Annotated in this window: 25 protein-coding genes; 11 read left to right on the top strand and 14 right to left on the bottom strand. The window is 60.3% G+C overall.

Annotated elements, in window-relative coordinates:
* Nucleotides 1–83: 83 nt before the first annotated feature.
* The 4 genes from WKI41_RS09020 to WKI41_RS09005 all read right to left on the bottom strand — a co-directional run bounded on the left by WKI41_RS09020 (nucleotide 84) and on the right by WKI41_RS09005 (nucleotide 4,601).
* Nucleotides 84–1,601: a tripartite tricarboxylate transporter permease gene (locus WKI41_RS09020; protein ID WP_340193152.1), complete on the bottom strand. Its 1,518-nt coding sequence runs from the start codon at nucleotides 1,599–1,601 to the stop codon at nucleotides 84–86.
* 93 nt (nucleotides 1,602–1,694) lie between these two features.
* Complete coding sequence (locus WKI41_RS09015) at nucleotides 1,695–2,189, bottom strand: tripartite tricarboxylate transporter TctB family protein (protein ID WP_340193151.1); 495 nt, start codon at nucleotides 2,187–2,189, stop codon at nucleotides 1,695–1,697.
* Entirely contained in the window at nucleotides 2,186–3,130 is a 945-nt protein-coding gene (locus WKI41_RS09010; protein ID WP_340193150.1) for a Bug family tripartite tricarboxylate transporter substrate binding protein, read from the bottom strand. The genes WKI41_RS09015 and WKI41_RS09010 overlap by 4 nt, the downstream gene beginning before the upstream one ends.
* Nucleotides 3,131–3,533: 403 nt before the next feature.
* Entirely contained in the window at nucleotides 3,534–4,601 is a 1,068-nt protein-coding gene (locus tag WKI41_RS09005) for an ABC transporter substrate-binding protein (protein WP_340193149.1), read from the bottom strand.
* Nucleotides 4,602–4,826: 225 nt separating this feature from the next.
* Here WKI41_RS09005 and WKI41_RS09000 point away from each other — a divergent pair, with 225 nt between their 5' ends.
* On the top strand, nucleotides 4,827–5,507 hold the full coding sequence (locus tag WKI41_RS09000; RefSeq protein WP_340193148.1) for a response regulator: 681 nt from the start codon (nucleotides 4,827–4,829) through the stop codon (nucleotides 5,505–5,507).
* The gene (locus WKI41_RS08995) at nucleotides 5,504–6,877 is read left to right on the top strand and encodes a sensor histidine kinase (protein WP_340193147.1); all 1,374 of its coding nucleotides are present in this window, start codon (nucleotides 5,504–5,506) and stop codon (nucleotides 6,875–6,877) included. The genes WKI41_RS09000 and WKI41_RS08995 overlap by 4 nt, the downstream gene beginning before the upstream one ends.
* Before the next feature lie 55 nt (nucleotides 6,878–6,932).
* Here the strand turns inward: WKI41_RS08995 and WKI41_RS08990 are convergent, their stop codons facing one another.
* From WKI41_RS08990 to WKI41_RS08975, 4 genes are all read right to left on the bottom strand, one after another.
* Complete coding sequence (locus WKI41_RS08990) at nucleotides 6,933–7,310, bottom strand: hypothetical protein (RefSeq protein ID WP_340193146.1); 378 nt, start codon at nucleotides 7,308–7,310, stop codon at nucleotides 6,933–6,935.
* A 131-nt stretch (nucleotides 7,311–7,441) separates the two neighbouring features.
* The gene (gene purU / locus WKI41_RS08985) at nucleotides 7,442–8,326 is read right to left on the bottom strand and encodes a formyltetrahydrofolate deformylase (protein WP_340193145.1); all 885 of its coding nucleotides are present in this window, start codon (nucleotides 8,324–8,326) and stop codon (nucleotides 7,442–7,444) included.
* A gap of 249 nt (nucleotides 8,327–8,575) precedes the next feature.
* Nucleotides 8,576–9,088, bottom strand: coding sequence for a heme utilization cystosolic carrier protein HutX (hutX, locus tag WKI41_RS08980; RefSeq protein WP_425341004.1), 513 nt, complete (start codon nucleotides 9,086–9,088; stop codon nucleotides 8,576–8,578).
* A gap of 11 nt (nucleotides 9,089–9,099) precedes the next feature.
* On the bottom strand, nucleotides 9,100–9,447 hold the full coding sequence (locus WKI41_RS08975) for an antibiotic biosynthesis monooxygenase family protein (RefSeq protein ID WP_340193144.1): 348 nt from the start codon (nucleotides 9,445–9,447) through the stop codon (nucleotides 9,100–9,102).
* Between the two features lie 184 nt (nucleotides 9,448–9,631).
* On the opposite strand from WKI41_RS08975, the gene WKI41_RS08970 reads away from it, so the two are divergent.
* The 3 genes from WKI41_RS08970 to WKI41_RS08960 are packed head-to-tail and all read left to right on the top strand — an operon-like array spanning nucleotide 9,632 to nucleotide 12,383.
* The gene (locus WKI41_RS08970) at nucleotides 9,632–10,519 is read left to right on the top strand and encodes a heme/hemin ABC transporter substrate-binding protein (RefSeq protein ID WP_340193143.1); all 888 of its coding nucleotides are present in this window, start codon (nucleotides 9,632–9,634) and stop codon (nucleotides 10,517–10,519) included.
* An 11-nt stretch (nucleotides 10,520–10,530) separates the two neighbouring features.
* Nucleotides 10,531–11,604, top strand: a complete 1,074-nt coding sequence (locus tag WKI41_RS08965; protein WP_425341010.1) for a FecCD family ABC transporter permease — start codon at nucleotides 10,531–10,533, stop codon at nucleotides 11,602–11,604.
* Nucleotides 11,601–12,383, top strand: a complete 783-nt coding sequence (locus tag WKI41_RS08960) for a heme ABC transporter ATP-binding protein (RefSeq protein ID WP_340193141.1) — start codon at nucleotides 11,601–11,603, stop codon at nucleotides 12,381–12,383. The genes WKI41_RS08965 and WKI41_RS08960 overlap by 4 nt, the downstream gene beginning before the upstream one ends.
* 10 nt (nucleotides 12,384–12,393) lie before the next feature.
* On the opposite strand, the gene WKI41_RS08955 is transcribed toward WKI41_RS08960, so the two are convergent.
* Nucleotides 12,394–12,759: a YbaN family protein gene (locus WKI41_RS08955; protein WP_340193140.1), complete on the bottom strand. Its 366-nt coding sequence runs from the start codon at nucleotides 12,757–12,759 to the stop codon at nucleotides 12,394–12,396.
* A 152-nt stretch (nucleotides 12,760–12,911) separates the two neighbouring features.
* Between WKI41_RS08955 and WKI41_RS08950 the strand changes: the two genes are divergently transcribed.
* Together WKI41_RS08950 and ung are read left to right on the top strand one after the other, a co-directional pair.
* Nucleotides 12,912–13,307: a VOC family protein gene (locus tag WKI41_RS08950; RefSeq protein ID WP_340193139.1), complete on the top strand. Its 396-nt coding sequence runs from the start codon at nucleotides 12,912–12,914 to the stop codon at nucleotides 13,305–13,307.
* Between the two features lie 12 nt (nucleotides 13,308–13,319).
* On the top strand, nucleotides 13,320–14,012 hold the full coding sequence (gene ung / locus WKI41_RS08945) for a uracil-DNA glycosylase (protein WP_340193138.1): 693 nt from the start codon (nucleotides 13,320–13,322) through the stop codon (nucleotides 14,010–14,012).
* A gap of 99 nt (nucleotides 14,013–14,111) precedes the next feature.
* Here the strand turns inward: ung and WKI41_RS08940 are convergent, their stop codons facing one another.
* Nucleotides 14,112–14,531: a hypothetical protein gene (locus WKI41_RS08940; RefSeq protein ID WP_340193137.1), complete on the bottom strand. Its 420-nt coding sequence runs from the start codon at nucleotides 14,529–14,531 to the stop codon at nucleotides 14,112–14,114.
* A 315-nt stretch (nucleotides 14,532–14,846) separates the two neighbouring features.
* Here WKI41_RS08940 and WKI41_RS08935 point away from each other — a divergent pair, with 315 nt between their 5' ends.
* Entirely contained in the window at nucleotides 14,847–15,791 is a 945-nt protein-coding gene (locus WKI41_RS08935; protein ID WP_340193136.1) for a VOC family protein, read from the top strand.
* A 67-nt stretch (nucleotides 15,792–15,858) separates the two neighbouring features.
* The gene (locus tag WKI41_RS08930; protein WP_340193135.1) at nucleotides 15,859–16,470 is read left to right on the top strand and encodes an alpha/beta hydrolase; all 612 of its coding nucleotides are present in this window, start codon (nucleotides 15,859–15,861) and stop codon (nucleotides 16,468–16,470) included.
* 41 nt (nucleotides 16,471–16,511) lie between these two features.
* On the opposite strand, the gene WKI41_RS08925 is transcribed toward WKI41_RS08930, so the two are convergent.
* The 3 genes from WKI41_RS08925 to WKI41_RS08915 form a co-directional block, all read right to left on the bottom strand.
* Nucleotides 16,512–17,093 carry a transglycosylase SLT domain-containing protein gene (locus tag WKI41_RS08925; RefSeq protein WP_340193134.1) on the bottom strand — a complete coding sequence of 194 codons (582 nt, stop codon included), beginning with the start codon at nucleotides 17,091–17,093 and terminating at the stop codon, nucleotides 16,512–16,514.
* 103 nt (nucleotides 17,094–17,196) lie between these two features.
* Nucleotides 17,197–18,051, bottom strand: coding sequence for a TrmH family RNA methyltransferase (locus WKI41_RS08920; protein ID WP_340193133.1), 855 nt, complete (start codon nucleotides 18,049–18,051; stop codon nucleotides 17,197–17,199).
* Nucleotides 18,041–18,427, bottom strand: a complete 387-nt coding sequence (locus WKI41_RS08915; protein WP_340193132.1) for a hypothetical protein — start codon at nucleotides 18,425–18,427, stop codon at nucleotides 18,041–18,043. Before WKI41_RS08915 ends, WKI41_RS08920 begins: the two co-directional genes overlap by 11 nt.
* 40 nt (nucleotides 18,428–18,467) lie before the next feature.
* On the opposite strand from WKI41_RS08915, the gene WKI41_RS08910 reads away from it, so the two are divergent.
* Together WKI41_RS08910 and rpoH are read left to right on the top strand one after the other, a co-directional pair.
* Complete coding sequence (locus WKI41_RS08910; protein ID WP_340193131.1) at nucleotides 18,468–19,490, top strand: RluA family pseudouridine synthase; 1,023 nt, start codon at nucleotides 18,468–18,470, stop codon at nucleotides 19,488–19,490.
* Nucleotides 19,491–19,741: 251 nt separating this feature from the next.
* Nucleotides 19,742–20,644, top strand: a complete 903-nt coding sequence (rpoH, locus tag WKI41_RS08905; protein ID WP_340193130.1) for an RNA polymerase sigma factor RpoH — start codon at nucleotides 19,742–19,744, stop codon at nucleotides 20,642–20,644.
* A 92-nt stretch (nucleotides 20,645–20,736) separates the two neighbouring features.
* Here the strand turns inward: rpoH and WKI41_RS08900 are convergent, their stop codons facing one another.
* A complete protein-coding gene (locus WKI41_RS08900) occupies nucleotides 20,737–23,190 on the bottom strand; it encodes a hypothetical protein (RefSeq protein WP_340193129.1) in 2,454 nt (817 codons plus the stop codon).
* Nucleotides 23,191–23,210 lie beyond the last annotated feature (20 nt).

Genomic DNA, 23,210 nt, shown 5'->3' with positions numbered 1-23,210 from the left:
TTGGCAACCTCTGTTCCAAACGAAGAAGCCCCGCGTCGTTCAGAATGCGGGGCTTGTCGTCTTGGGAGGTGTGGTGGCTTTCGTCAGTCTTCGTTGGCCGCAAGCTGCGTCAACACCTGGCCGCGTCCGCGGATACGCATGATCAGCGGAATGATGAAAGCGGCAGCGGCGACGAGGAAGAGGCCGACAGCGATCGGCGAGGTGAAGAGCACGCTCGGATCACCCTGGCCGATGGCAAGTGCGCGGCGCAGCTGCTGTTCTGCGAGCGGCCCGAGAATGAGGCCGACGACGGCTGGCGCAATCGGGTAGCCGAAGATGCGCATGATGTAGCCGAGGATACCGAAGGCCAAAAGCATTCCGAGTTCGAAGACCGACGGGTTGGCACCGATGGTGCCAAGTGTCGCGAACAACAGGATGCCCGCATAGAGCCATGGCTTTGGAATGGTAAGCAGCTTTACCCAGAGACCGATCAGCGGCAGGTTGAGCACCAGCAGCATGAGGTTGGCGATGAACAGGCTGGCAATCAGGCCCCAGACGAGCTGCGGGTTGGTGGCAAACAGCAGCGGGCCAGGCTGTAGGCCATATTGCTGGAAGCCCGCGAGCATGATGGCGGCGGTCGCCGTTGTCGGAAGGCCAAGCGTCAGGAGCGGAACGAGCGTGCCGGCAGCCGAGGCGTTGTTGGCCGCTTCCGGACCGGCGACGCCTTCGATAGCGCCTTCGCCAAATTCTTCCGGATATTTGGTCAGCTTCTTCTCCGTTGCGTAGGAGAGGAAGGTGCCGATCTCTGCGCCGCCCGCAGGCATCGCGCCAATCGGGAAGCCGATCAAGGTGCCACGCAACCATGGCTTCCAGGAGCGCGCCCAATCCTGTGAGCTCATCCAGACCGAGCCCTTGACGGCTTCGATCTTGTCCTGGCCGATCTGGCCCTGGGCAACGATGAAGAGCGTTTCGCCGATGGCGAACATGGCAACGGCAAGCGTGGTGACTTCGACGCCATCGAGAAGATCTGGCACGCCGAAGCTCATGCGCGTCTGACCGGTCAGCTGGTCGATGCCGACAATGGCAAGGGCAAAGCCGATGAAGAGCGAGGTGAGGCCACGCAGGGCGGAATCGCCAAAAGCGGACGAAACGGTCACGAAGGCCAGAACCATCAGCGCGAAATATTCACGCGGGCCGAAAACCAGCGCCAGCTTGACGATGTAGGGCGCGACGAAGGCAAGGGCGATTGTTGCGATAAGTCCCGCGACGAAGGAGCCGATCGCGGCGGTGGCGAGAGCCGGGCCGCCACGACCCTTGCGGGCCATCTTGTTGCCTTCCAGCGCGGTGACGATAGAGGCGCTTTCGCCTGGCGTATTCAAGAGGATCGAGGTCGTCGACCCGCCATACATGCCGCCATAATAAATGCCGGCAAACATGATCAACGAGCCGGCAGGGTCAAGCCTGTAGGTGACGGGCAGCAGCAGCGCCACGGTAAGCGCCGGGCCGATGCCTGGCAGAACGCCCACGGCGGTACCCAGCGTCACGCCGATCAGCGCGTAGAGCAGGTTCATGGGTTGGGCTGCAACCTCAAGACCGTGCAAAAGGAATTCGAATGTGCTCATGGACAGATGTCCCCCTGTCGGGCGAGGCTGCCGCGGAACTCAGCGTCCCTTCGCGGTCATGCCTCTGATCTTTGTTGTTCTATGAAACTGCGGTCAGATGAAGAGCTGTTCGAACGGGCCAGCGGGCAGCGAAAGCTGGAGCAGGCGCGCGAAGATGAACCACACGACAAAGCTGATCGCGATGCCGAGCGGGATCGAGTAATGCAGCTTCTTCTTGCCGAAGGCCCGGGCGGTGAAGGCAAACAGCAGGCCGGTGGCGATCGAAAAGCCTGCGACTTTCAACAGCAACATCTGTTCAGCAAGGCCGGCAATGACCCAGACAACCGGGGCAATTTCCTGTTTGTCGCGCTCAGGAAACTCACCGCGCCAGGCTTCGATCGCGGTCCAGATCGCGAGACCCACGAGACAGACGCCGATGGCGTAAGGCACCGTGGAAGGGCCGACGGGCGAATATCCGGTGACGCTGGCCAAACGGCCGGAATCCCAGAAGATGACGGCGGCGATGGCGACGAGCGCCACCGCGATGAAGAGCGCCGCCCAATCAGGGCGGCGTTTTGGTGTCTGTGAGGGGTTGATACCCTGGCTCATTTTACAAGTCCGATGTCTTTGAGAATGGTTTCGGTGGACGCGGTGTCCTTGTCGAGCTGCGCCTTGAAGGCATCACCGGCGAGGTAGGTATCCATCCAGCCCTTGGTCTTCAGCGTTTCCTGCCACTTGGCGGATTTTGCCAGCTTCTCGATATCGGCATTGACGGCCTTTTCCTGCTCCGGCGTCAGACCGGGAGGAGCGGCAACCATGCGCCAGTTCTGCACGACCACGTCGAGGCCGCTGTCCTTGAGCGTCGGTGCTTCGACGCCTTCCAGCTTCTGTTCGCTGGAGACGGCGAGGAGGCGCAGTGTTCCGGCCTTCACCTGGCTTTCGAATTCACCGTAGCTGGAGATGCCAGCCGTGACCTGGGCGCCGAGGATGGAAGCCAGCGCTTCGCCGCCACCAGAGTAAGCGATGTAGTTGATCTTGGTCGGATCGACGCCTGCCGCCTTGGCGATCAGGCCAGCCGTAATGTGGTCGGTGCCGCCAGCCGAACCGCCGCCCCAGGATACGCTGCCCGGATCTTTCTTCAGCTGCGCGATCAGATCGTTGATGTTCTGGATCGGCGAAGAGGCCGGAACGACGACCGCCTCGTATTCACCGGTCAGGCGCGCGATCGGGGTCACGTCCTTCAGCGTCACAGGTGCCTTGTTGGTGAGAATGGCGCCTACCATGACGTAACCGCCGACGATCAGTGCGTTCGGGTTGCCCTTCTGCTGGCTTGCGAACTGCGCCAGACCGATGGTGCCGCCAGCGCCTGGAACGTTTTGAACCTGCACGCTCTTGGAGATGCCTTCCTCCTGCAGAACCGTCTGCAACGAGCGGGCCGTCTGATCCCAGCCGCCGCCCGGATTTGCAGGCGCGATGATGGTGTAATCAGCGGCTGCTGCGGGAAGAGCGATGGCGCCAGCCAGAAGCGAGGCGAGGAAAAAATGCTTCAAAGTGAATCCTCCTTGAATGCCGTTTCGGCATTGTTGCGATCATTGACAACGGAAGGAGTACGCAAAGATTGCCGACATGGCGCGAAGACGCTGCCTGTTGAACGGTATCCTGCGATGAGACTTGCCTCCCGCTTCCCCGGCCGCCTCCACGGCATGAAGAAGAATTGCACAGCACCACACAAAGCTGTCATTTAACTGACGCGGGGTGTGGGTGAGGCGTTTACCGGCTGTTAATTTTTACGGGAGGGTGTTTGTTTTGGCCGCACCACCCTGGGCATCCCTCATTCCTGTCCTTGTGACAGGAATCCAGTTGCTGCGCGTCTGCGCATCAAGAAGAACCTCTTCAGTCCAAAGACTTGGACTGGCTGGATTCCTGTGACAAGCACAGGAATGAGGAAGCTGCCTACTGCGACCGCAGGGCCTCGTTCCAGCGCTCGATAATCCGGGCACGCTTGACCTGATCGAGATAGACCATCAGGCCGGGGCTGACCGGGACAGGGCGCAATTGTGCGCCATGAATGGCCTGCATGGTGTTGGCGGTGTTTTCGCCCGCCACTTCCGGGCTGACGGCCGGGATCTGCAACTGCCGCGCCATGATGGTCTGGCCTTCCTTCGACATGAAGAACTGAAGGTAGCGGCGGCCGAGTTCCGGATTGGCGGCGGCTTGCGGCACGAGGCCGATGCGCGACATGACGACGGTATAGTCGCTGGGCAGCATGATGCCGACATCCGGGTGGCGGGCGGCCCAATCAGCGGCGTAGGAGCCGAGGATGTTGTAGCCAAGCACGAAGCGGCCATCGGAGATGCGTTCCAGAATGGCGGAGCTGGTGGAATAGACTTTAACGCCCGCAGCCCCCATGGCCTTGATCACGTTCCAGATATCGCCGAACTGCTCCTGGTCGCGTGACATGAAGAGAAAGCCGACGCCCGAACGCTCGATATCATAAGTGGCGATGCGGCCGTGGATATCCTTGGCGTGGCGCTCCAGATAATCGACGAATTCGGCGCGGCTTGCGGGTGGCTTCTCATTGACGAAGCTTGGCTTGTGATAGACGAAGACGGCCGGTTCGAATGTCAGCGCGTAAGCCGTATTGCGCCAGTTGGCCCATGCAGGCCAAAGAGCGCTGCCGGGAAGGTCGGAGCGCTGGGCATAGCCGTCATTGCTGAGTTTTACCTGCAAATCCATGGCGGATGAGAAGGCGAAGTCGGCGGTTCTCTTGCCGCCATCGGTCTCTTTCACGATGCGGTCGTATATTTCGCCGGTCAGCATATCCTCATAGGAAACGGCGACATCCGGGTTGGCGCGCTGAAAACCCTCGATCATCGGCGTGGCGAGCGGCTCATCGAGCGAGGAATAGACCACAAGCGTCTGCGCATCCTTCTTGCCCGAAAGTGCGGGAAAGAGCATCGGCTGCGCCTGCGAGGCGGCAGTGCCGAGAAAGACGAGACAGAAGGCAAGGGCGATACGCATGAGCGCGATCATGCCGCAGGCCGTTGTCCTTCACAAGCGGGCTTCATCAGCGATCCTTTTAGAACGGCATTCACAAGTGCGAACGACTTCGCTAGAGCGCCGTGCGTCCTATTGACGCACAAAGGACGCTCTATCTTCTTTGAGCTACGCATCGTGCTTTCCGAAAATCGATTCCGATTTTCGGGCCGATGCTGTAACGTCCTGACGCAAGGGGAGATTTCACGTTTGCGCATTCTGCTGGTGGAGGACAATCAGGTTCTGTCTGAGGGACTGTCGGCGCTGTTGCGCGGCAGTGGCTATGCCGTGGATGTCGTATCCGATGGCAATTCGGCGGATGCGGCGATTGCGGCGGAGAATTTCGATCTCGTCATTCTCGACCTGAACCTGCCAGAAAAGGATGGCATCGATGTGCTGCGCTCCATGCGCGCCCGCCAGGACAAGGCCGCCGTGCTGATCCTGACGGCCCGCGGCACACCGGAAGAGAAGGTCAAGGGGCTCGATCTCGGCGCCGACGACTACATGATCAAGCCCTTCGACATTGCCGAGTTCGAGGCGCGCGTGCGCGTGCTTCTGCGACGCAATGCCGGCCTGCGCTCGTCGCTCGTCAGCTTCGGCAATGTGTCCTTCGATCTTACCTCACGCACTTTTTCCGCAGCCGGCCATCCGCTCGATCTGCCGGCACGCGAAGTGGCGCTGCTGGAGGTTCTCTTCATGCGGGCGGGCAAGGTGGTGGCGAAGGAAGCGATCGTTCAATCGCTTACGGGCTTTGACGACGAGCTTTCCGGCAATGCCATCGAGCAATATGTCAGCCGTCTGCGCAAGCGGCTTGCGCCTCACGGGCTGACGGTGAAGACGGCGCGCGGCATCGGCTATTATCTCGAAAGGCTGGCCGAGGCAGCCGAATGAGGAAGGTTGCCTACTCGCTTCGGCGCAGGCTTCTTGGCTGGCTGCTGGTGTCCACCGCGATCATTGGCTGCGTGGCGCTTGCCGATACCTATCGTGAGGCGGTCAACACCGCCAACATCGTCTCGGACCGCGTGCTTTCCGGCTCGGCACTCGCCATTGCAGAACGGGTGGTGGTGGCGGAGAACGGCACGCTGGAAGTCGACATCCCCTACGTCGCGTTGGAAATGCTGACCTCTGCCGCGCAGGATCGCGTGTTTTACCGGGTGGATGGGCCAAACGGACAATTCCTGACCGGCTATCAGAATCTGCCCTCGGTCGATGGCCTGCAAGGGGACAGTCCACGCTACATGGACGGCGTGTTCCGTGGCGAGCCGATCAGGATTGCCGGGCTGCGTCGCTTTGCCTCGACCGGCATCAACTCGGTGCCCTTCACCGTCACAGTCGCTGAGACCACGATTGCCCGCAGCCGGCTTGCCCGGGCCATCATCCTGCGCTCGGCGCTGCGCCTGCTGCTGATGATCCTCGGTGCCGCGGCCATCGTCTGGGTGGCGGTGACGATTTCGCTTCGTCCGCTCTACCGCTTGAGCGAAGCGATCGGCGAGCGCAGCCCGGACGATCTGCACCCGATCCGTCAATCCGTGCCGGTCGAGGTTGAGAACCTGGTGGAGACGGTCAATTCCTTCATGGTGCGGCTGCAATCGGCACTCGATGCGCTCCGGCATTTCACCGGCAATGCCAGCCACCAGTTGCGCACGCCGCTTGCCATCATCCGCACGCAGCTCGCGCTCGCCGCCCGCGCCCAGACGCTGGAAGAGGCAAAGGCGGCAGCGAAGAAGGGCGATGCTTCCGTTGCGCACGCCGAGCATATTCTGGCGCAGCTTCTGCGCATGGCCAATATCGACGCCGCGGGCTCCGGCGAAAAGCAGAGCCTCGTTGCCGTCGATCTTGTCCCGCTCGCCCAATCGGTGACGGCGGATTTCGTGCCGAGCGCTGCAGACGCCGATATCGATCTCGGTTTCGAGGAGTTGGAGGCCGTAACCGTCAAGGCCGAGCCGCTGCTGCTGCGAGAACTTCTCGGCAACCTCATCAGCAACGCGATTGCCTATGCCGGACGCGGCTCGGAAATCACCGTGCGCGTGTGCAAGCTCGATGGTAGAGCGTGTCTGGAAGTCGAGGATAATGGCGTCGGCATCCCTCCGGAAAAACGCGCTGTGGTGCGCCAGCGGTTTGCGCGCGGCGAGGGGAGTGTGGCGCCGGGGGCTGGTCTGGGGCTGGCAATCGTCGAGGAAATCGCGACGCTTTTCAAGGCAGAGCTTGTGCTTGAAGATGGCGCAGGTGGGCGCGGGCTTAAGGCGTCGATCCCGTTCTGATCGGCGAGGGTGAAGAGGCGGGGCAGCGAAACGCTGCCCTGCCATATGCGAAGCTTTAGTCGTTCATCTTGTCGATGAGCTGCATCATAATGTCGGCGCAAGCCTTCATAGGCTCGTCGTCAGCACATTTGACGTCGATCTTGGTCTCGCCGCTCTCGATGCGGAAATGCGCACCCTTGGCCGGTGGCGGCGGAGGAGGCATGTGGCCACGTGGACCGTCCGGGCCCTTCCCGTCGGGGCCTGGGCCATCAGGACCTGGGCCGCGCTCTGCAGGGCCGCGAGGGCCGGGCGGTGGCGGTGGTGGCGGTGCATCAGGCTTCGCCATTCCATCGGCAGGAGCTGCTGGCGGCGGTGGCGGTGGGGGTGGCTGCTGGGCAAAGGCGGTTCCGGCCGCAAGGAAAAGTGCGGCGCCGGCGATAATCAGCTTGTTCATGAGGAAGCCTCTTGGTTGGACTGCGCTACAGAAACGGCGCGGAGCGCCGTCAGTTGCTTATGGTCCAAAATTAATTTTGGCTTCCCCGATGCATGGAGCGTCTCCTTGTTAAATGGGAACGCTACGCAAATTCAGCCCATCCGCTCCGACGCGTAGGAGCCGGGGCTCGGCGGGAAGACCACGGTGCGGTTGCCGTTGATGAAGGTGCGGTGGTGGATATGGGCGTGGATGGCGCGCGCCAGAACCTGGCTTTCCACATCGCGGCCTAGCGAGACGTAGTCGTCCGGTGACTGGGCGTGGGTGATGCGCACAGTGTCCTGCTCTATTATCGGACCTTCGTCGAGGTCGGCGGTGACGTAATGGGCGGTGGCGCCAATCAGCTTCACGCCTCGCTCATAGGCCTGCTTGTAGGGGTTGGCTCCCTTGAAGCTCGGCAGGAAGGAGTGGTGGATGTTGATGATCTTGCCCGACATCTTGCGGCACATGTCGTCGGACAGAACCTGCATGTAGCGCGCCAGAACCACGAGTTCGGTGCCGGTGCTTTCGATCAGGTCGTTCAGCTGTGCTTCGGCCTTCGGCTTGTTTTCCTTCGTTACCTTGATGTGGTGGAAGGGGATGTCGTGGTTGACGACGACCTTCTGGTAATCGAAATGGTTGGAGACGACGCCGACGATATCGATCGGCAGCGCGCCGATCTTCCAGCGATAGAGCAGATCGTTGAGACAATGGCCGAAACGCGACACCATCAGCAGCGTCTTGGTGCGCTCGCCGTCGCTGAAGATTTCTGCTTCCATCTTGAAGCGCTCGGCAACTGGCTTGAAGCCTTCTCTGATGTCTGAAAGCGACACGCCTTCTTCCGAAATGAAGGAGACGCGCATGAAGAACTTGCCGGTTTCCAGGTCATCGAACTGCGAGCTGTCGACGATGTTGCAACCCTTGTCCGCGAGATAACCCGAAATGGCCGCGACGATGCCGCGGGTGGATTTGCAAGCTACGGTCAATACATAGGTCGTCATCTGGTCTTACCCCTCGCGATCGTTATGGTGCCTAATAGCGCAAGCGTGCCCCGGCGCAAGTCCTCCGCCGCACCGCTTTTGCGCTTCAGATCGATGTGTTGAATTCATAAGGCACGCAAAGAGCGCGGAACATGCCGGGAGCGACATCGGATGTTCAAAGCAAGAGGGTGTTTGCACCCTCTCGGAGAGCGCATATCAGGGCGGGAAGCCGCCGCGCTGTTTGCGCGCGGCAGGCTGGAGACGGAGCAATCAGGTGCGGAAGCCATCACGCAGGGCTTCGAAGCGAGCGACCTGCTGGGGTAACAGTTCCTTTTGCGCATCGCGGCGCACGAAGATCTTGAACATGGCGCTCCCCGCCGCATTCATGAACCAGACCGAGAGCGACCGGCGACCGTGGAAGGTGCGGTCGACGAAGGCGATGGAGACGCAAGCCTCTTTCTTGATGTGGCCGCCAATTGGGCTATCGCCATGAATGTTGAACCAGCCATGACCTTCGCTGCCTTCCGGCAGGGTGCCCGCCACTTCGAAGACGATATCAGGCGTCTGGACGATCATCAGAATTTCGCCCCATCTGCGCAGCTCATCCCAGATGGTGTTGAAGCTTTCGGCAGGCGCCTGGATTGCAGCGCCGGGGGGCAGGATCGCCAGAATTTCGGCAGGCGTGACGCCAGCCTTGCCGGCGATGGCTTCCACAACACCGTCGGGCTTTTCCGCCAGCGCCGCTTCGGCGCGACGGTGCCGCTCACCGGCTTCGTCTGTCACAGGCGCACTCATCATGCTGCGACCGAAAGGGTTTCGCCGTTCTTGTCTTCATGGATGATGACATCGAAACCTTCGAAATGCGGGCCGGAGAGATACTCGACCTTGCCGCGATTGTTGCCGGCATTGGCATGGGCTGCGCGGAACTGCTCGGAGCGTGTCCACGCAGTGAAGTCCTCCTTGGTCGCCCAGACGGTGTGCGAGGCGTAGAGCGTGTGATCTTCAGCGGTCGGGCCTTTCAGCATGTGGAATTCGAGGTAGCCCGGCATTTCGCTCAAGTGGCGTTTGCGCTCGCGCCAGATGGTCTCGAAGGCCTCCTCAAAGCCTGGGACGACGCGGAAGCGGTTCATTGCGATAAACATTTTGGTCTCCATTAAGTGGTGTATAGCAGTCAGGATATTGAGCGCGTTCGGAAATGAAAAGGGCAAAATCTAAAAGATAGGTCAAATACTCAACTTTAGCGGATTGTGTGTATTTTAAAGATGTGTAAATAACTCAACTTATAAGCGGCAGCTCTGCCGCGCCTATCGATCGCAGGGTTATCACATGCCGGTTTTCACGCGTTCCGCTCTTCTTGGTGTTGTTTTGCCAGCGCTTGTGGCGCTCGCGCCGCTGCAGGCTGCCGCTTCGGACAAGGGCAATGCTGAGGCAAAACGGATCGTCGCCGTCGGCGGTACCATCACGGAAATCCTCTATGCATTGGGTGCCGGGAACCGCGTCATTGCGCGCGATTCCACCAGCACCTATCCCGCTGAGGTGACCGCAAAGCCGGATGTCGGCTATATGCGGGCGCTGTTTTCCGAAGGCGTTCTGGCACAGAAGCCCGACTTGATCCTTTCCGAAGACGGTGCCGGGCCACCGGACGTGATCGGCATCCTCAAAGCCAGCGAAGTGCCGATGGTGACGATCGACACGCCGCCGGATGCCGCGGCAATCGCAAAGAAGATCGAGGATGTGGGGGCCGCTGTTGGTCTTGACGATCAGGCCAAGGTGCTGGCGGACAAGGTTGATGCGGATCTGGTCTCCCTTTCCAAGGATGTGTCCGCCGTTGGCGACAAGAAGAAGCGCGTGCTCTTTGTGTTGTCCATGGCGGGCGGCCGCGTCATGGCGGCCGGTAAGGATACCGAAGCGGCAGCGATCATCGAGCTTGCTGGCGGGGTCAATGCAGCGCCTGAGATTACCGGCTACAAGCCGTTGACGGATGAGGCCGTGATTGCCGCAGCGCCCGATGTCATTCTCACCATGCAGCGCGGCAGCCATGCGGCAAAGCCAGAAGACGTCTTTGCGTTGCCCGCCTTTCAGTCTACACCCGCTGCGGCGGCAAAAGCCCTGATCAGCATGGACGGACTTTATCTGATCGGATTTGGACCGCGAACGCCCGCTGCCGGACGCGAGCTTGCATCGAAGCTCTATCCGGAGATCGTCAAGCCGTGAGCGCCGTGGCGATGAATGCGGCAGCGGGACGGATGCCGGGCGATCGATCCCGCAAAGGCGTTATGACGATTGGCGCGCTCTGCCTCGTCCTGTTTCTCGCCTGTCTCGTGTCGTTGGCAAGCGGCCCAACGGGCGTTGGCTTGCATGAACTCTGGCTCTATTTCACCGGCGGTGCTGAGGGTATGGATGCGCGCGACCGCATCATTCTGGAGGCCGTGCGCCTACCGCGTACCGGGCTGGGGCTGATGATCGGTGCTGCCCTTGCCGTCTCGGGTGCGATGATGCAGGGGCTGTTTCGCAATCCGCTGGCCGATCCTGGCCTTGTCGGCGTGACCTCGGGTGCCGCACTGTTTGCCGTTGCGGCACTGGCGCTGGGCGGCGGGCTGCTTGCGCCGCTTTCAATCTTTCTGGGTGCCCACTTCCTCCCGGTCATGGCGTTTGCTGGCGGGCTCATCAACACCTTCCTTCTCTACATCATCGCTACGCGCAATGGCGCGACCTCCACCACTGTCCTGATCCTTGCCGGGATCGCAGTTGCGGCACTCAGTGGTGCTCTGACAGGCCTGATGATCTTCGTGGCAGACGACAGGGCTCTGCGTGACATCACCTTCTGGAGCCTTGGCTCGCTTGGCGGTGCCACCTCCACCAAGGTGCTGGCGACACTGCCCTTTGTGCTGGCGATCCTTGCCAGCATTCCCTTCGTTTCCAAGGGGCTTGATGCACTCATCCTTGGCGATGCGGCCGCTTTTCACATGGGCATTCCGGTGCAGCGGCTGAAGCGCATCGTCATCATCGTCGTGGCCGCCGCTTGCGGTGCGAGTGTGGCAGCCGCAGGCTCCATCGGCTTCGTCGGCATCGTCGTGCCGCATCTGCTGCGGCTCGTCATCGGCTCGTCGCACCGCTTCCTGCTGCCATCCTCGGCGATTGGCGGAGCGGCGCTTCTGCTGTTGGCGGATAGTTTTGCCCGCACCGTCGCCGCTCCCGCCGAATTGCCGATCGGAGTAGTGATGGCGCTGATCGGCGCGCCGGTGTTCCTCTTCCTGCTGCTTGGCAAGAACGGGCTTGGGCTGAGGAGCACGACATGATTTCGGCACGCAATGTCACCGTCACGCGCGGGCAGCGGCATCTCATCGACGACGTCTCGATCAGCCTTACGCCCGGCACCTTAAGCGTCATCATCGGCCCCAATGGTGCCGGCAAATCGACCTTGATGAAGGTGTTGTGCGGCGAGATGAAGCCTGACCGGGGAAATGTGGCATACGGCAACGTCGACCTATCCGTTTTCTCACCGGTTGAGCTTGCCCGGCTTCGCGCCGTCCTGCCGCAGAGTACGGTGCTTGCCTTTCCCTTCACCGCGCTTGAAATCGTGAGGATGGGGGCGGTCGCGCAAGGCGCGCGCGCACCTGATGACCAGGCCCGCCGGGCGCTCGCGAAAGTTGGCTTGAGCGGCTTTGAGAGCCGGGCTTACAATATGTTGTCTGGCGGTGAGCAGCAGCGGGTGCAGTTTGCCCGCGCACTTGCGCAGGTTCCTTATCCGGTTGAGAACGGCGAAAGCCGCGTGCTGCTGCTGGATGAGCCGACCTCCAGTCTCGATCTTGGCCACCAGATTTCCGTTTTGGAAACGGCGAGAGACTTCGTTTCGGCGGGCGGCACGGTGTTGGCCATCCTCCACGATCTCAATCTCGCAGCAGAGTTTGCCGATCAACTTATCGTCATGCACCGAGGGGCTGTCACCGCCTGCGGATCGGCGCTTGAGACCATTAATGACGAGACCATTGCCCGCGTCTATGGCGTAGGTGGTGCGGTGGGGCGTCTGCCTGCCGATCACATCGCCTATGTACTGCCGCAGGCGCGACACCGGTAGCGCTTTCGCGTCAGTCCTTGGGCGGCGAGGGCCGCGTGACGACGAAAGTTCCGGCACCGATCATCACCACAGCGACGATCAGTGCATGAAGCGCTGGCGGAGCCAAGATGATGACGTAAAACAAATAACTCAGTGTCATCAAAGAGACTGCGGCAATCTTGGCGCGCCGCGGAATGGCGCCGTGTTCGCGCCAGTTTCGCAGGGATTTGCCGAAGCGCGGATGGTTCAGCAGCCAGGCTTCCAACCGGGGAGACGATTTGGAGAAGCACCAGAGCGCCACTAGCAGAAACGGTGTCGTCGGCAATACGGGCAGAAACGCACCGACCACGCCGGTGGCGACCATCAGACAGCCGAGACAGAGATAAAAGATGCGCATATCTGCCGGTAACACGCGCGTGCCAGACTGACAAAGGAAAAGCGTGTCGGAGCCGCGTCCCACGCCAAGGGGTTGAAAAATCGGTCTTTCGGCTTTATCTGGCTGCCAAAATGCCGGGGTACAACCGGCACAACAGGAAGAAGGAAAACACCATGGCCAAGTTGATCCACTCGATGGTCCGGGTGCTGGACGAAAAGCGTTCGGTGGATTTTTACAAGCAGGCTTTCGATCTCGACATTGCAGAGCGCTTCGAGTTCGAGACCTTCACGCTGATCTATCTGAGCAACCGCCAGGGCGATTTCGAGCTGGAATTGACGGTCAACAAGGGCCGCGAGGTGCCTTATGCGCTGGGCGACGGTTACGGCCATCTCGCCGTCAGCGTCGATGACGTGGAGGCAGAGCATCAGCGCCTGACCGAACTCGGCTTGTCCGTTGGCAAGATCATCGAGGCGGATTACAAGGGCATGCCGTTTGCCAAGTATTTCTTCATCTGCGATCCGGATGGCTACAAGATCGAAGTGCTGCAGCGGGGCAATCGGTTCAAGTAAGGGTGGCTTACCATGGCAGAAGCTGGCGTCAAACTGGAAGAGAGCTGGAAACAGGCGCTTTCGGGTGAGTTCGACAGCCAGTATATGCACAAGCTGAAAGGCTTTTTGCTGGCTGAAAAGGAAGCCGGCAAGCAGATCTTCCCCAAAGGGCCCGAGTATTTCCGCGCGCTTGATCTGACCCCGCTCGACGAGGTCAAGGTCGTCATCCTGGGGCAGGACCCGTATCATGGTCCGGGTCAGGCGCACGGTCTTTGCTTCTCGGTGCGCCCTGGCGTGCGCATCCCGCCCTCGCTCGTCAATATCTACAAGGAGCTGCAGAGCGATCTCGGCGTCCATCCCGTCAAGCACGGCTTTCTGGAAAGCTGGGCAAAGCAAGGCGTTCTGCTTCTCAACAGCGTGCTGACCGTGGAGCAGGCACGCGCCGCCTCGCATCAGGGCCAGGGCTGGGAGAAGTTCACCGATGCCGTCATCCGCGCGGTGAACGAGCAGTGCGACCATGTGGTCTTCCTGCTCTGGGGCGCTTACGCCCAGAAGAAGGCGTCTTTCGTCGATCAGCGCAAACATCTGGCGCTGAAATCCGCCCACCCATCGCCGCTCTCCGCCCATAACGGCTTTTTCGGCAACAACCATTTCTCCAAGGCCAATGCTTTCCTCGTCTCGCATGGACGAGACCCGATCGACTGGCAGTTGCCGGACGAAGTTTGAGGGCTGTGCTCGTCGGGCTTATGTAAAAACCCGCAGCGCTGAATGAGCGCGTGCGGGTTCCACTATGACTGTCTGAGCGGTCTCAGCCTTTAACGTCAATCACCTGACGACATTCATCTGGGCGGCAGTGTCGAATACCAGACCGTTCTTGTATGAGTTGCGGATCACAACCTTGTCGGTGCCGGTGAACCCCTTTTTCGAGGTGTAGTACGCCGCGGTGCCTTGAACATCTTTTCCGGTGCATTTTGCATAGGTGCCGTGGAATCGTCCATCAACCTTTTCGTGGACGATGTCGATCGTGCCATGTTGAGGGGCCTGAACAACGCGCATTTCCGGAACGACAAGAGCGCTGCAATCTCTCTTCACCGCCGACGCCCAATCCATCTTGGTGCGCTCGCCGCTGATGGCGTTCTTCCTATAGGCGACCTGCTTGATTCCTTCGGCATTTGTCGTGACGCAGCTTGATACTGCAGTGGAAATCAATATTGCGGCAGAAATTTTAAGGAGGATTTTGTGCATGGTGGTTGTCCCAACCGAGGAATTTACACGCGAAATCTAGAATTGTCGGCAGTACAGTCAAATTAAATTTCGGTTAGAATTGCACATGCATTTCAGTGACTTAAGATATACATAGGAACAACTGCCAGCAGGCGCTTGACGTGAGGGGCTAGGGTTGGTGACGATTGTTGGCCAAGCCAGACTGTTCGCAGAAAAAGCACGATCCGTTCTGATTGTTCACTCTATGCGCTGAGACCGATCTGCACCATCTTCAGCCCATCAAACACGGCACCTGCTTCCAGGATGAAGCAACCGCCGAAGCACAAGGGTTTTATCATGTTGAACCAGATCAAGGGCCTGCACCACGTTACCTCCATGGCTGCGAGTGCATCCGGCAACAACCGCTTCTTCACCGATACTTTGGGCCTGCGCCGCGTCAAGCAGACCGTCAACTTCGATGCGCCGGACGTCTATCACCTCTATTACGGTGATGAGGTCGGGTCGCCGGGCTCGGTCATGACCTACTTTCCGTTCCCGCACATCGCCCGTGGGCGTCCGGGCACGGGCGAAGTCGGCACCACGCTGTTTTCGGTTCCGGAAGGGTCGCTCGGCTACTGGCAGGATCGTCTTGTCAAAGCGAATGTCGAGGGGCTGAAGAGCGATGAAGCCTTCGGCAACAAGCGCCTGCATTTTGCTGGCCCCGATGGAGATGGCTTTGCTCTGGTTGAAGTCAGGGACGATGCCCGCGCGCAGTTCACTGGCAATGGCGTCGGTCAGGATCAGGCGATCCATGGTTTCCAGGGGGCGTCGCTGCGCTTGCGCGATGAAGGTGCGACAGCCGAGCTCTTGAAATTCATGGGTTATCAGGAAGTGGATCGTCAGGACGGCGTTGTCCGTCTGGGCATTCCAGGCGGCAATGGCGCTGATGTGATCGATATCGAGACCATGCCGAATATCTCCGGCGCGCGTCTGGGTGCTGGCTCGGTTCATCACATCGCCTTTGCCGTCGAAAACCGTGCGAAGCAACTGGAAGTGCGTAAAGCGCTGATGGACACTGGTTATCAGGTCACCCCGGTCATCGATCGCGATTACTTCTGGGCGATCTATTTCCGCACGCCAGGCGGTGTGCTGTTTGAAATTGCCACCAACGAACCGGGCTTCGATCGCGATGAAGATACCGCGCATCTGGGTGAGACACTGCAACTGCCCGAGCAGCACAAGCATCTGCGACCTTTCCTCGAGCAGCATCTCGAGCCGCTCGATGGTTCGATAAAGGCTTGAAACGGCAGGCAAGTCGGGCTGGCGACAATAAGTGCGCCAGCCTTGCAGATGATTTCAGGAGCATGAGATGAGCACTGACAGTTACATTCACAAGCTACGCGCCGGCGCGCCTGGCCAGCCGGCCTTCTTCGTCTTTCACGGTACCGGCGGCGACGAGAACCAGTTCTTCGATTTCGCCTCTCGGCTCTTGCCGAATGCCACGGTGGTTTCGCCACGCGGCGATGTCTCGGAACACGGTGCGGCGCGCTTCTTCCGCCGCAAGGCCGAAGGCGTCTATGATCTTGACGATCTTGACCGAGGAACACGCCGCATGGCCGAATTCGTTGCGGCACACCGCGAGGGGTATCAGGCAGGCAAGGTCATCGGGCTCGGCTTCTCCAACGGTGCGAATATTCTTGCCAATATCCTGATCGAGTTTCCCGATCTTTTCGACGCAGCAGCGCTGATGCATCCGCTCATTCCCTTCGAGCCGAAGGCAGCTCCTGCGCCGCAAACACGACGAGTTCTGATCACGGCCGGAGAGCGAGATCCGATTTGCCCGGTGCCTATGACCAAGGCTTTTGCCGCGTATCTGAAGGGTCAAGGCGGAGAGGTTACGGAAGAGTGGCATCCAGGCGGGCATGAGATCCGCTCGAATGAGATCGAAGCCGTGCGGACGTTTTTAACGCCGTACATGTGAAGGACGGAGGACGCGGCTCCCGGCTCAGCCGCGACTTCTTCTCAGTATCCACACTGGCGAAGCTGCGCCTCGTAGCGGATCGCCATATTGGCAGAACGGCGCGCCGCCTTCTGGATGGCCGTGTTATTGCGCCAAACGCCGTTGGCGTAGCCGCCATGGCCGGAATAATAGGCAAGGTAAAGATTATAAGGATCGTTCAGCGCGATGCCGTTCTGACGGTTGCTGGTGGAGTGATACCAGCCGACGAAATGGATGGCGTCGGTAAAGTCGGTGCGGCTGGCGCTCCAGCGGCCGGTCTCGCGGCGATAGCGGTCCCATGTCCCATCCAGCGCCTGGGCATAGCCATAGGCGGTGGATTGGCGCTTCCACGGAATGAAGCCGAGAAGCTTGGTGCGTGGCGGGCGGGCGTAAGGCTGAAAGCTCGATTCCGTATAGATCGTCGCCATCATCACCGGCACGGGCACGCCGAACTCGCGCTGCGCGGCTTCGGCATCCTTGCGCCAGTTGTTGAACATGCCGTTGCGCTGTTCAAAAATGGCACAGGCATTGGTGATCTGCGACGGGGCGGTCGCACAGCCAGCCAGAACGATCATAAGAAAAAGGGCGACAAAAACGCTACGCATCGCGAAAACCTTTCGTTCCGCGCATTAGTAAATCGTAAATATTAATGCTGGGTTTTGAGACACGGTTAACGCGGAGGCGATCTGTTAAGGATCGATTAACCGGTCAGATCCGCCCCAGGGCCGAGGCCATCTGGTAGAGCGCTAGACCTGATGCCGTACCGGCATTGAGGCTATCGAGTTGCGGTGACTGAGCGATGCGCGCCGAATGGAAGCGCGACAGAAGCTGGGGCGGCAGGCCATCGCCTTCCGTGCCGATGACGAGCGCCATGCGCGGGGAGGGCGGGATTTGCCGGATTTCTGTTTCGCCCGCTGGCGACAGACTCCAGATCTCGAAACCCTCGCTTGCCAGCGCCTCCAGCATAGACAGCGCTTCACCGCCGCGATGATAGGGCACGGACAGGACCGAGCCGACGGAGACGCGCAGCGCCTTGCGGTACAGCGGGTCGCAGGAGGTGGAGTCCAGAAAGACCGCATCGGCCATGAAGGCGGCAGCATTACGAAACATCGCGCCCATATTGTCGTGATTGGAAAGGCCGCAGCCTGCAACGACCAGAGATTTTTCCGGCAGACTAGAAATCGTCTGCGCGATGTCGCGGTTTCCTACCCGCACGCCCAAAGCCAATATGCCCCGGTGCAGGTGAAAGCCGACGATCGTGTCGAGTACTTCGGCCTCTGCGACATAGACCGGCACGTCTGCCGGAAAGTCGGCCAGTATATCCAGCACACCGGCGAGGCGGTTTTTCAGGATTAGGATGCATTCGGCGCGGAAATCGTCGCCCGTCTTGTGGGCTGCCGCCAGCATGCGCAGCACCACCGTGCCTTCGACGATGAACTTGCCGTGCCTGCCGGTCAGGTCGCGTTCCTTGATATCGCGAAAGGCAGCGATCCGAGGATCGTCGGCCTGCTCTATCGCAATCGGGGCCGCGCCATTCGGAAGGGCAGGCAGATCATTGCGCATCGATGGTGATGTCCGCGACGAAGCGGCGCGTCTGGACATTGAAGACCAGCGCCTTGCGCGTGCCATTGGCTAGGCGGCCGTAGAACAGCATGTCGCCATTGGCAAACGAGACGTTGTCGATGGTGAAGCCCTGCGGCAGGCTAGCGGTTGCTGCAATCGGCTGATCGGACGGCACCTGCATGGACTGGCTCGCCGTCGCAGTGGCGGTTTTCGATGGTCCCATCGCCTTGTAGACAACCGCACCGAAGACGGCCATAAGGCTGATAAACATCACCAAGCCCGACACGATCTGCAAACGGATCATCTTGCGGCGAACTTTTTCCATGGCCGGGTCTAGCGGCTTGTCGTCCTGTTCGTCTTGCTCGATCTGCGTCATCGGGGTCCTTGGAAGTCTCGGATTGATCGGAAAAATAAGAATGAACGACCCCTTTAAACAAGGCGAAGACGCAAGGAAAGTCCTGATTGCTGGCGAGGATGCTGAAGGGCGTCTCGATTCTTGGCTTGCAGCCGAAGTCGGCGGCGATCTTTCCCGTAGCCGTCTCAAGGCGCTGATCGAGCAGGGCGCCGTTTTCGTCAACGGTTCCGCCGTCACCGAGCCGAAGAAGAAGATCCGCGTCGGCGACCGCATCGAGATCACCATGCCGGAACCGGAAGACCCCGAGCCCAAGGGTGAGGATATTCCGCTCGAGGTGGAATATGAGGATGATGACCTGATCGTGCTGATCAAGCCAGCAGGTCTCGTGGTGCATCCGGGTGCGGGCAACTGGACGGGGACGCTGGTCAATGCTCTGATCCACCATTGCGGCGATAGTCTCTCCGGCATTGGTGGCGTCAAGCGTCCGGGCATCGTTCACCGGCTGGACAAGGAAACCAGCGGCGTCATGGTGGTTGCCAAGAACGACAACGCTCATCGGCATCTGGCCGCACAATTTGCCGACCATGGCCGCACCGGTCCCTTGGAACGCGCCTATAAGGCGATCGTCTGGGGCCGCCCGAAGAGCTTGCGCGGTACGATCGAGGCGGCTTTGGGACGCAGCACCGACCGCACGAAGCGCGCCGTCAAGCGAGAGGATGCCGACGATGCCCGCGAAGCCATTACCCATTATGAGGTGGTGGAGCGCTATCACGAAAAGCCGGATGCAACCTCGCTTGCCTCCATGGTGGAATGCCAGCTGGAGACCGGGCGCACGCACCAGATCCGCGTTCACATGGCTCATATCGGCCATCCGCTGATTGGCGATCCTGAATACGGCGCCGCCTTCCGCACCAAGGCGAACCTTCTGCCGGAACCGGCAAAGACGGTGGTCAATCGCTTCTCGCGCCAGGCACTGCATGCCTATCTGCTGGTCTTCGAACATCCCCGCACCGGCGAGGTGATGGAGTTCGAGACGGACATGCCAGACGATATGGCCGAGCTGGCGAATGCGCTGCGGGCCTGAGGCCGCAAGCGCCTGCGACAATTTCGCGCCTGAGCGATACGATTTTTTCGGAACGATTTCAGCAGAGAGCGGTTTTTCCGATGTCCCGTGATGAGGTAAATATTGGTTGGTATGAGCGTGGCGCGTTTCCTTGAAACGTGACTTGCGCATACATATTTATGACATGGCTTGAAGCGGGGTCGGAATTGAACCGCGAAAAGGTTCGCCTGACATTTGGGAACCGTGCCTACAAAATATAAAGGGGGTGCTCTATGGCCCGCAACAGTTTGCCATCGATTACGGCTGGTGAAGCCGGTCTAAACCGATATCTCGATGAAATTCGCAAGTTCCCGATGCTGGAGCCGCAAGAAGAATACATGCTCGGCAAGCGTTATGCCGAGCACGGCGACAGAGATGCCGCCCACAAGCTCGTAACCAGCCACCTTCGCCTCGTTGCCAAGATCGCCATGGGTTACCGTGGTTACGGTCTGCCGATCGGCGAAGTCGTGTCGGAGGGCAATGTCGGCCTGATGCAGGCGGTGAAGAAGTTCGATCCTGATCGCGGCTTCCGTCTGGCGACCTATGCCATGTGGTGGATCAAGGCGTCGATCCAGGAATATATCCTGCGCTCGTGGTCTCTGGTGAAGATGGGAACGACGGCCAACCAGAAGCGGCTGTTCTTCAACCTGCGCCGTCTGAAGGGACGCCTGCAGGCCATCGACGACGGCGATCTGAGGCCGGAGCACGTCAAGGAAATCGCGACGAAGCTGCAGGTGTCGGAGGAAGAGGTCATCTCGATGAACCGCCGCCTCTCCGGCGACGCGTCGCTGAATGCGCCGATTAAGGCGTCCGAGGGCGAATCCGGCCAGTGGCAGGATTGGCTGGTGGACGACCAGGAGAGCCAGGAAGCGGTGCTGATCGAGCAGGACGAGCTGGAAACCCGCCGCCGCATGCTTTCCAAGGCGCTTGGCGTGCTGAACGACCGCGAACGTCGCATCTTCGAAGCGCGCCGTCTGGCGGAAGATCCGGTGACGCTGGAAGAGCTGTCCACCGAGTTCGACATCAGCCGCGAGCGTGTTCGCCAGATCGAGGTCCGCGCTTTTGAAAAGGTGCAGGATGCCGTGCAGAAGGAAGCCGAAGAGGCTGCCAAGGCGCTACGCGTCGTCGACGCCTGATCGGCTTACCGCGTCATACTCAATCTCCCAAGCAAAAGCCCCGGTGAACATCTTCACCGGGGCTTTTTATGTTGGTCGATTTGGCGAACCGCTTACTGGCCCGTGGTTGGTGATGCCGCCATCCATTCGCGCAGCGCCGTCTCGAAGGCAGCCTTGCCATCTGTACCCTTCTGAAGGGTTAGCAGTGCGCGGCGACCGTTGCGGTAGGAGACGGGGATGTCGATCCAGTCGCGGGTCCGCAAGAGTTCGAGATTGGTCTTGCGTGCGTCCGGGAAGTCGTTCAGCGCGATCATGTGGAAATCGTCGGTGATCTTGGCTGGGACGGCAATCAGAGCGTTGCCACGGTCCTGTTCGGTGGATTTCATGGCAATGCGCTGGACGCTATCGATCGCGCCACCTTCGAAACCGGGCGAGACCGAGAAGACGATCTCGACCAGATGGCTCGCGGGAAGCGACGGGTCGGTATTGCGCTTGAAGGTGATCAACGCGCTCAAGCCACGACCAGGAATGGTGATCTGGCCCTGAACCTCAGGCGAGGGCTTTCCAGCCTCGTCCTTTTCGTTCTGCAACGACCAGGAGACCGTGCCCTCGATGGCCGTCGGAACCGTTTGGCCGAGCACTTCCTCGTAGAGGAACATGCGGTCGCCAGTTGCTGCGGCAGCCGGCGTCGCTGCCTGCTGTGCGGCGGGCTGGCTGCCAGATGCTGCCGGTGCCGCGGCAGCGGTGTTCTGCGCGGAAGGTGCCTCGTTCTGTTGATAGACCGACTGGCCTTCTGCCGTCACAGGCTGGCCGTTGGCGCCAGGACCTGGGCCTTCGTCCTTCTCCGTGCCATCGGCGAGAAGCCGCTGGGTGAACTTCGTGCCGGTGACAGAACCGTCATCGGCAGGACGGGTCGCCGCCGGCGTCCCGGTCGATGCCTGACCCTGGGTCGGGGTCTGGCCGTTGGCAACTGGCTGTGTGGTCGCAGGCGTGGTCCCGCCATTAGCGGGTGCAGATGCCGTCTGCGACGTTTCGCCAGCAGGCGTCTCAGTCGAGGTGCCGGTCTTGGCCGAGTTGACCAAGCCGCCCACCATGTCGTTCAGGGCGTCGCGGTTAGTCCACGCGGCGTAGCCACCGCCTGCAAGCAGCACCAGAATGCCAAGCCCGAGAACCATACCCGCGTAATTGCGCTTGGGCTTTTTCTTCGTCGCATAGGCTGCGGCTGGAATGCCGGCGCCGGTAAAACCGCTGTCGAAATTGTTGCCAGTCGTCTTGTCGGAGCGATCGTTCGCGCCGCCATCATAGCCGATCAGCTCTTCGAGATCGTCCCAAGGAGTACGTTCCTTGTCGTCCTTTTTCGTATTGGCTGCGAACGGATCCTCATCTGCACGGGGCAGGGACGGCGAAGACTTTGGCGGCAGATCGAGGGCGGTGTCCTGGAAATAGGAAGAGAAATCGTCCACCGGAGCGGCGGCTTTGCCAGCGGCGGCCGTTTGCGTCGTTTCCGGCTGGGCGCGATGGGCGTCATGCTCGTCAAAGGCGGCGTACTGCGTCTCATCGGCGGCAGGGTGGTGTTCCGGCTCTACGTTGACGTTGCCGTAGTAATTGGACTGTCCGTCGAAACCCGCCGTGTAAGGGAGCGGCGCATTCTCATGCAGCACGGTTTCGGTGCTGAAGGGTTCATGCTCACGCGGCTCTTCGTGCGCGTATTCCTCCTGATGGGTGTGCTCTTGACGGTAATCGTCGTGGGCAACCTCCTCATGGCGATAGGCGGCGTGAAGCTGATCGTCGGGCGACTGCTCTTCGACGCTCGCTTCTTCGCGCTCCCACGGAGCTGGCTCGACATGGCTGTCCTGGCCGACCCAGTTACGATGGGCGTGATCTTCCTCGGCGACCGGTTCCTGACGAGGCTCGACAGCGTGCTGCTCGTCTTCCTGCTCGTAGACGGAGGCGGGAGCCTCATACTGATACGTTTCCGGCTCCGAATGGGTCTCGGTCGTTTCGTAGGACGAGTGGCGCTCGTGAAGCTCGGCTTCTTCCGCTGGCTCCTCGGCGTGGTAGCGAGGCTCTTCAGCATGCTCGGCGTGGTAGGCCGGCTCTTCGGCAGGCTCAGCCTGATAGGCGGGCTCGCGCTCTTCGTGCCGATCCACATCTTGGTGGGCGGCATAGGTATCGTGCTGCTCAGGCTCGTCCTGATGATCAGGATGGGCGGGCTCCGCCTCATCCCGATGGTCATCCGCATAGCGCTGCTGCTGCGCAACGCTCTCTTCATAATAGGGTGACGACACGTCTTCCGGCACGGGTGCCGCATAGGCGGCGCCCACACCTTCGTCTTCGTCGTCCAGTGCGGGGAGTGCTTCGGAATACTCACCCTCGACCTCTGCAATGGCGGTGTCGAGCTTCATGATCTGCCGCTGGAGCATTTCTTCCGGCGGACGCGGCTTCATGTTCTCAAGCTGGCGCACGACAGCGCTGCGTGCCTTGTCGTACACCTTGGCCCGGTTTTCGGGAGTATTGTTCGCCAAGCCATCCACGGCCTTGCGAATGACTGCTACAAAATCCGCCATAAGCACTTTCTCGTCGGAAC

This window comes from Agrobacterium larrymoorei (genome assembly GCF_037722385.1).
GTDB classification, from domain to species: domain Bacteria; phylum Pseudomonadota; class Alphaproteobacteria; order Rhizobiales; family Rhizobiaceae; genus Agrobacterium; species Agrobacterium larrymoorei_C.
This window is presented reverse-complemented; position numbering and strand designations above follow the sequence as displayed.

What these genes read in the sequence shown, in the direction of transcription:
- WKI41_RS09020 (WP_340193152.1), bottom strand. Translation starts at nt 1,601, where the DNA reads ATGAGCACATTCGAATTCCTTTTGCACGGTCTTGAGGTTGCAGCCCAA.
- WKI41_RS09015 (WP_340193151.1), bottom strand. Translation starts at nt 2,189, where the DNA reads ATGAGCCAGGGTATCAACCCCTCACAGACACCAAAACGCCGCCCTGAT.
- WKI41_RS09005 (WP_340193149.1), bottom strand. Translation starts at nt 4,601, where the DNA reads ATGCGTATCGCCCTTGCCTTCTGTCTCGTCTTTCTCGGCACTGCCGCC.
- WKI41_RS08995 (WP_340193147.1), top strand. Translation starts at nt 5,504, where the DNA reads ATGAGGAAGGTTGCCTACTCGCTTCGGCGCAGGCTTCTTGGCTGGCTG.
- WKI41_RS08990 (WP_340193146.1), bottom strand. Translation starts at nt 7,310, where the DNA reads ATGAACAAGCTGATTATCGCCGGCGCCGCACTTTTCCTTGCGGCCGGA.
- purU (WP_340193145.1), bottom strand. Translation starts at nt 8,326, where the DNA reads ATGACGACCTATGTATTGACCGTAGCTTGCAAATCCACCCGCGGCATC.
- WKI41_RS08975 (WP_340193144.1), bottom strand. Translation starts at nt 9,447, where the DNA reads ATGTTTATCGCAATGAACCGCTTCCGCGTCGTCCCAGGCTTTGAGGAG.
- WKI41_RS08970 (WP_340193143.1), top strand. Translation starts at nt 9,632, where the DNA reads ATGCCGGTTTTCACGCGTTCCGCTCTTCTTGGTGTTGTTTTGCCAGCG.
- WKI41_RS08965 (WP_425341010.1), top strand. Translation starts at nt 10,531, where the DNA reads ATGAATGCGGCAGCGGGACGGATGCCGGGCGATCGATCCCGCAAAGGC.
- WKI41_RS08960 (WP_340193141.1), top strand. Translation starts at nt 11,601, where the DNA reads ATGATTTCGGCACGCAATGTCACCGTCACGCGCGGGCAGCGGCATCTC.
- WKI41_RS08955 (WP_340193140.1), bottom strand. Translation starts at nt 12,759, where the DNA reads ATGCGCATCTTTTATCTCTGTCTCGGCTGTCTGATGGTCGCCACCGGC.
- WKI41_RS08950 (WP_340193139.1), top strand. Translation starts at nt 12,912, where the DNA reads ATGGCCAAGTTGATCCACTCGATGGTCCGGGTGCTGGACGAAAAGCGT.
- ung (WP_340193138.1), top strand. Translation starts at nt 13,320, where the DNA reads ATGGCAGAAGCTGGCGTCAAACTGGAAGAGAGCTGGAAACAGGCGCTT.
- WKI41_RS08940 (WP_340193137.1), bottom strand. Translation starts at nt 14,531, where the DNA reads ATGCACAAAATCCTCCTTAAAATTTCTGCCGCAATATTGATTTCCACT.
- WKI41_RS08935 (WP_340193136.1), top strand. Translation starts at nt 14,847, where the DNA reads ATGTTGAACCAGATCAAGGGCCTGCACCACGTTACCTCCATGGCTGCG.
- WKI41_RS08930 (WP_340193135.1), top strand. Translation starts at nt 15,859, where the DNA reads ATGAGCACTGACAGTTACATTCACAAGCTACGCGCCGGCGCGCCTGGC.
- WKI41_RS08925 (WP_340193134.1), bottom strand. Translation starts at nt 17,093, where the DNA reads ATGCGTAGCGTTTTTGTCGCCCTTTTTCTTATGATCGTTCTGGCTGGC.
- WKI41_RS08920 (WP_340193133.1), bottom strand. Translation starts at nt 18,051, where the DNA reads ATGCGCAATGATCTGCCTGCCCTTCCGAATGGCGCGGCCCCGATTGCG.
- WKI41_RS08915 (WP_340193132.1), bottom strand. Translation starts at nt 18,427, where the DNA reads ATGACGCAGATCGAGCAAGACGAACAGGACGACAAGCCGCTAGACCCG.
- WKI41_RS08910 (WP_340193131.1), top strand. Translation starts at nt 18,468, where the DNA reads ATGAACGACCCCTTTAAACAAGGCGAAGACGCAAGGAAAGTCCTGATT.
- rpoH (WP_340193130.1), top strand. Translation starts at nt 19,742, where the DNA reads ATGGCCCGCAACAGTTTGCCATCGATTACGGCTGGTGAAGCCGGTCTA.
- WKI41_RS08900 (WP_340193129.1), bottom strand. Translation starts at nt 23,190, where the DNA reads ATGGCGGATTTTGTAGCAGTCATTCGCAAGGCCGTGGATGGCTTGGCG.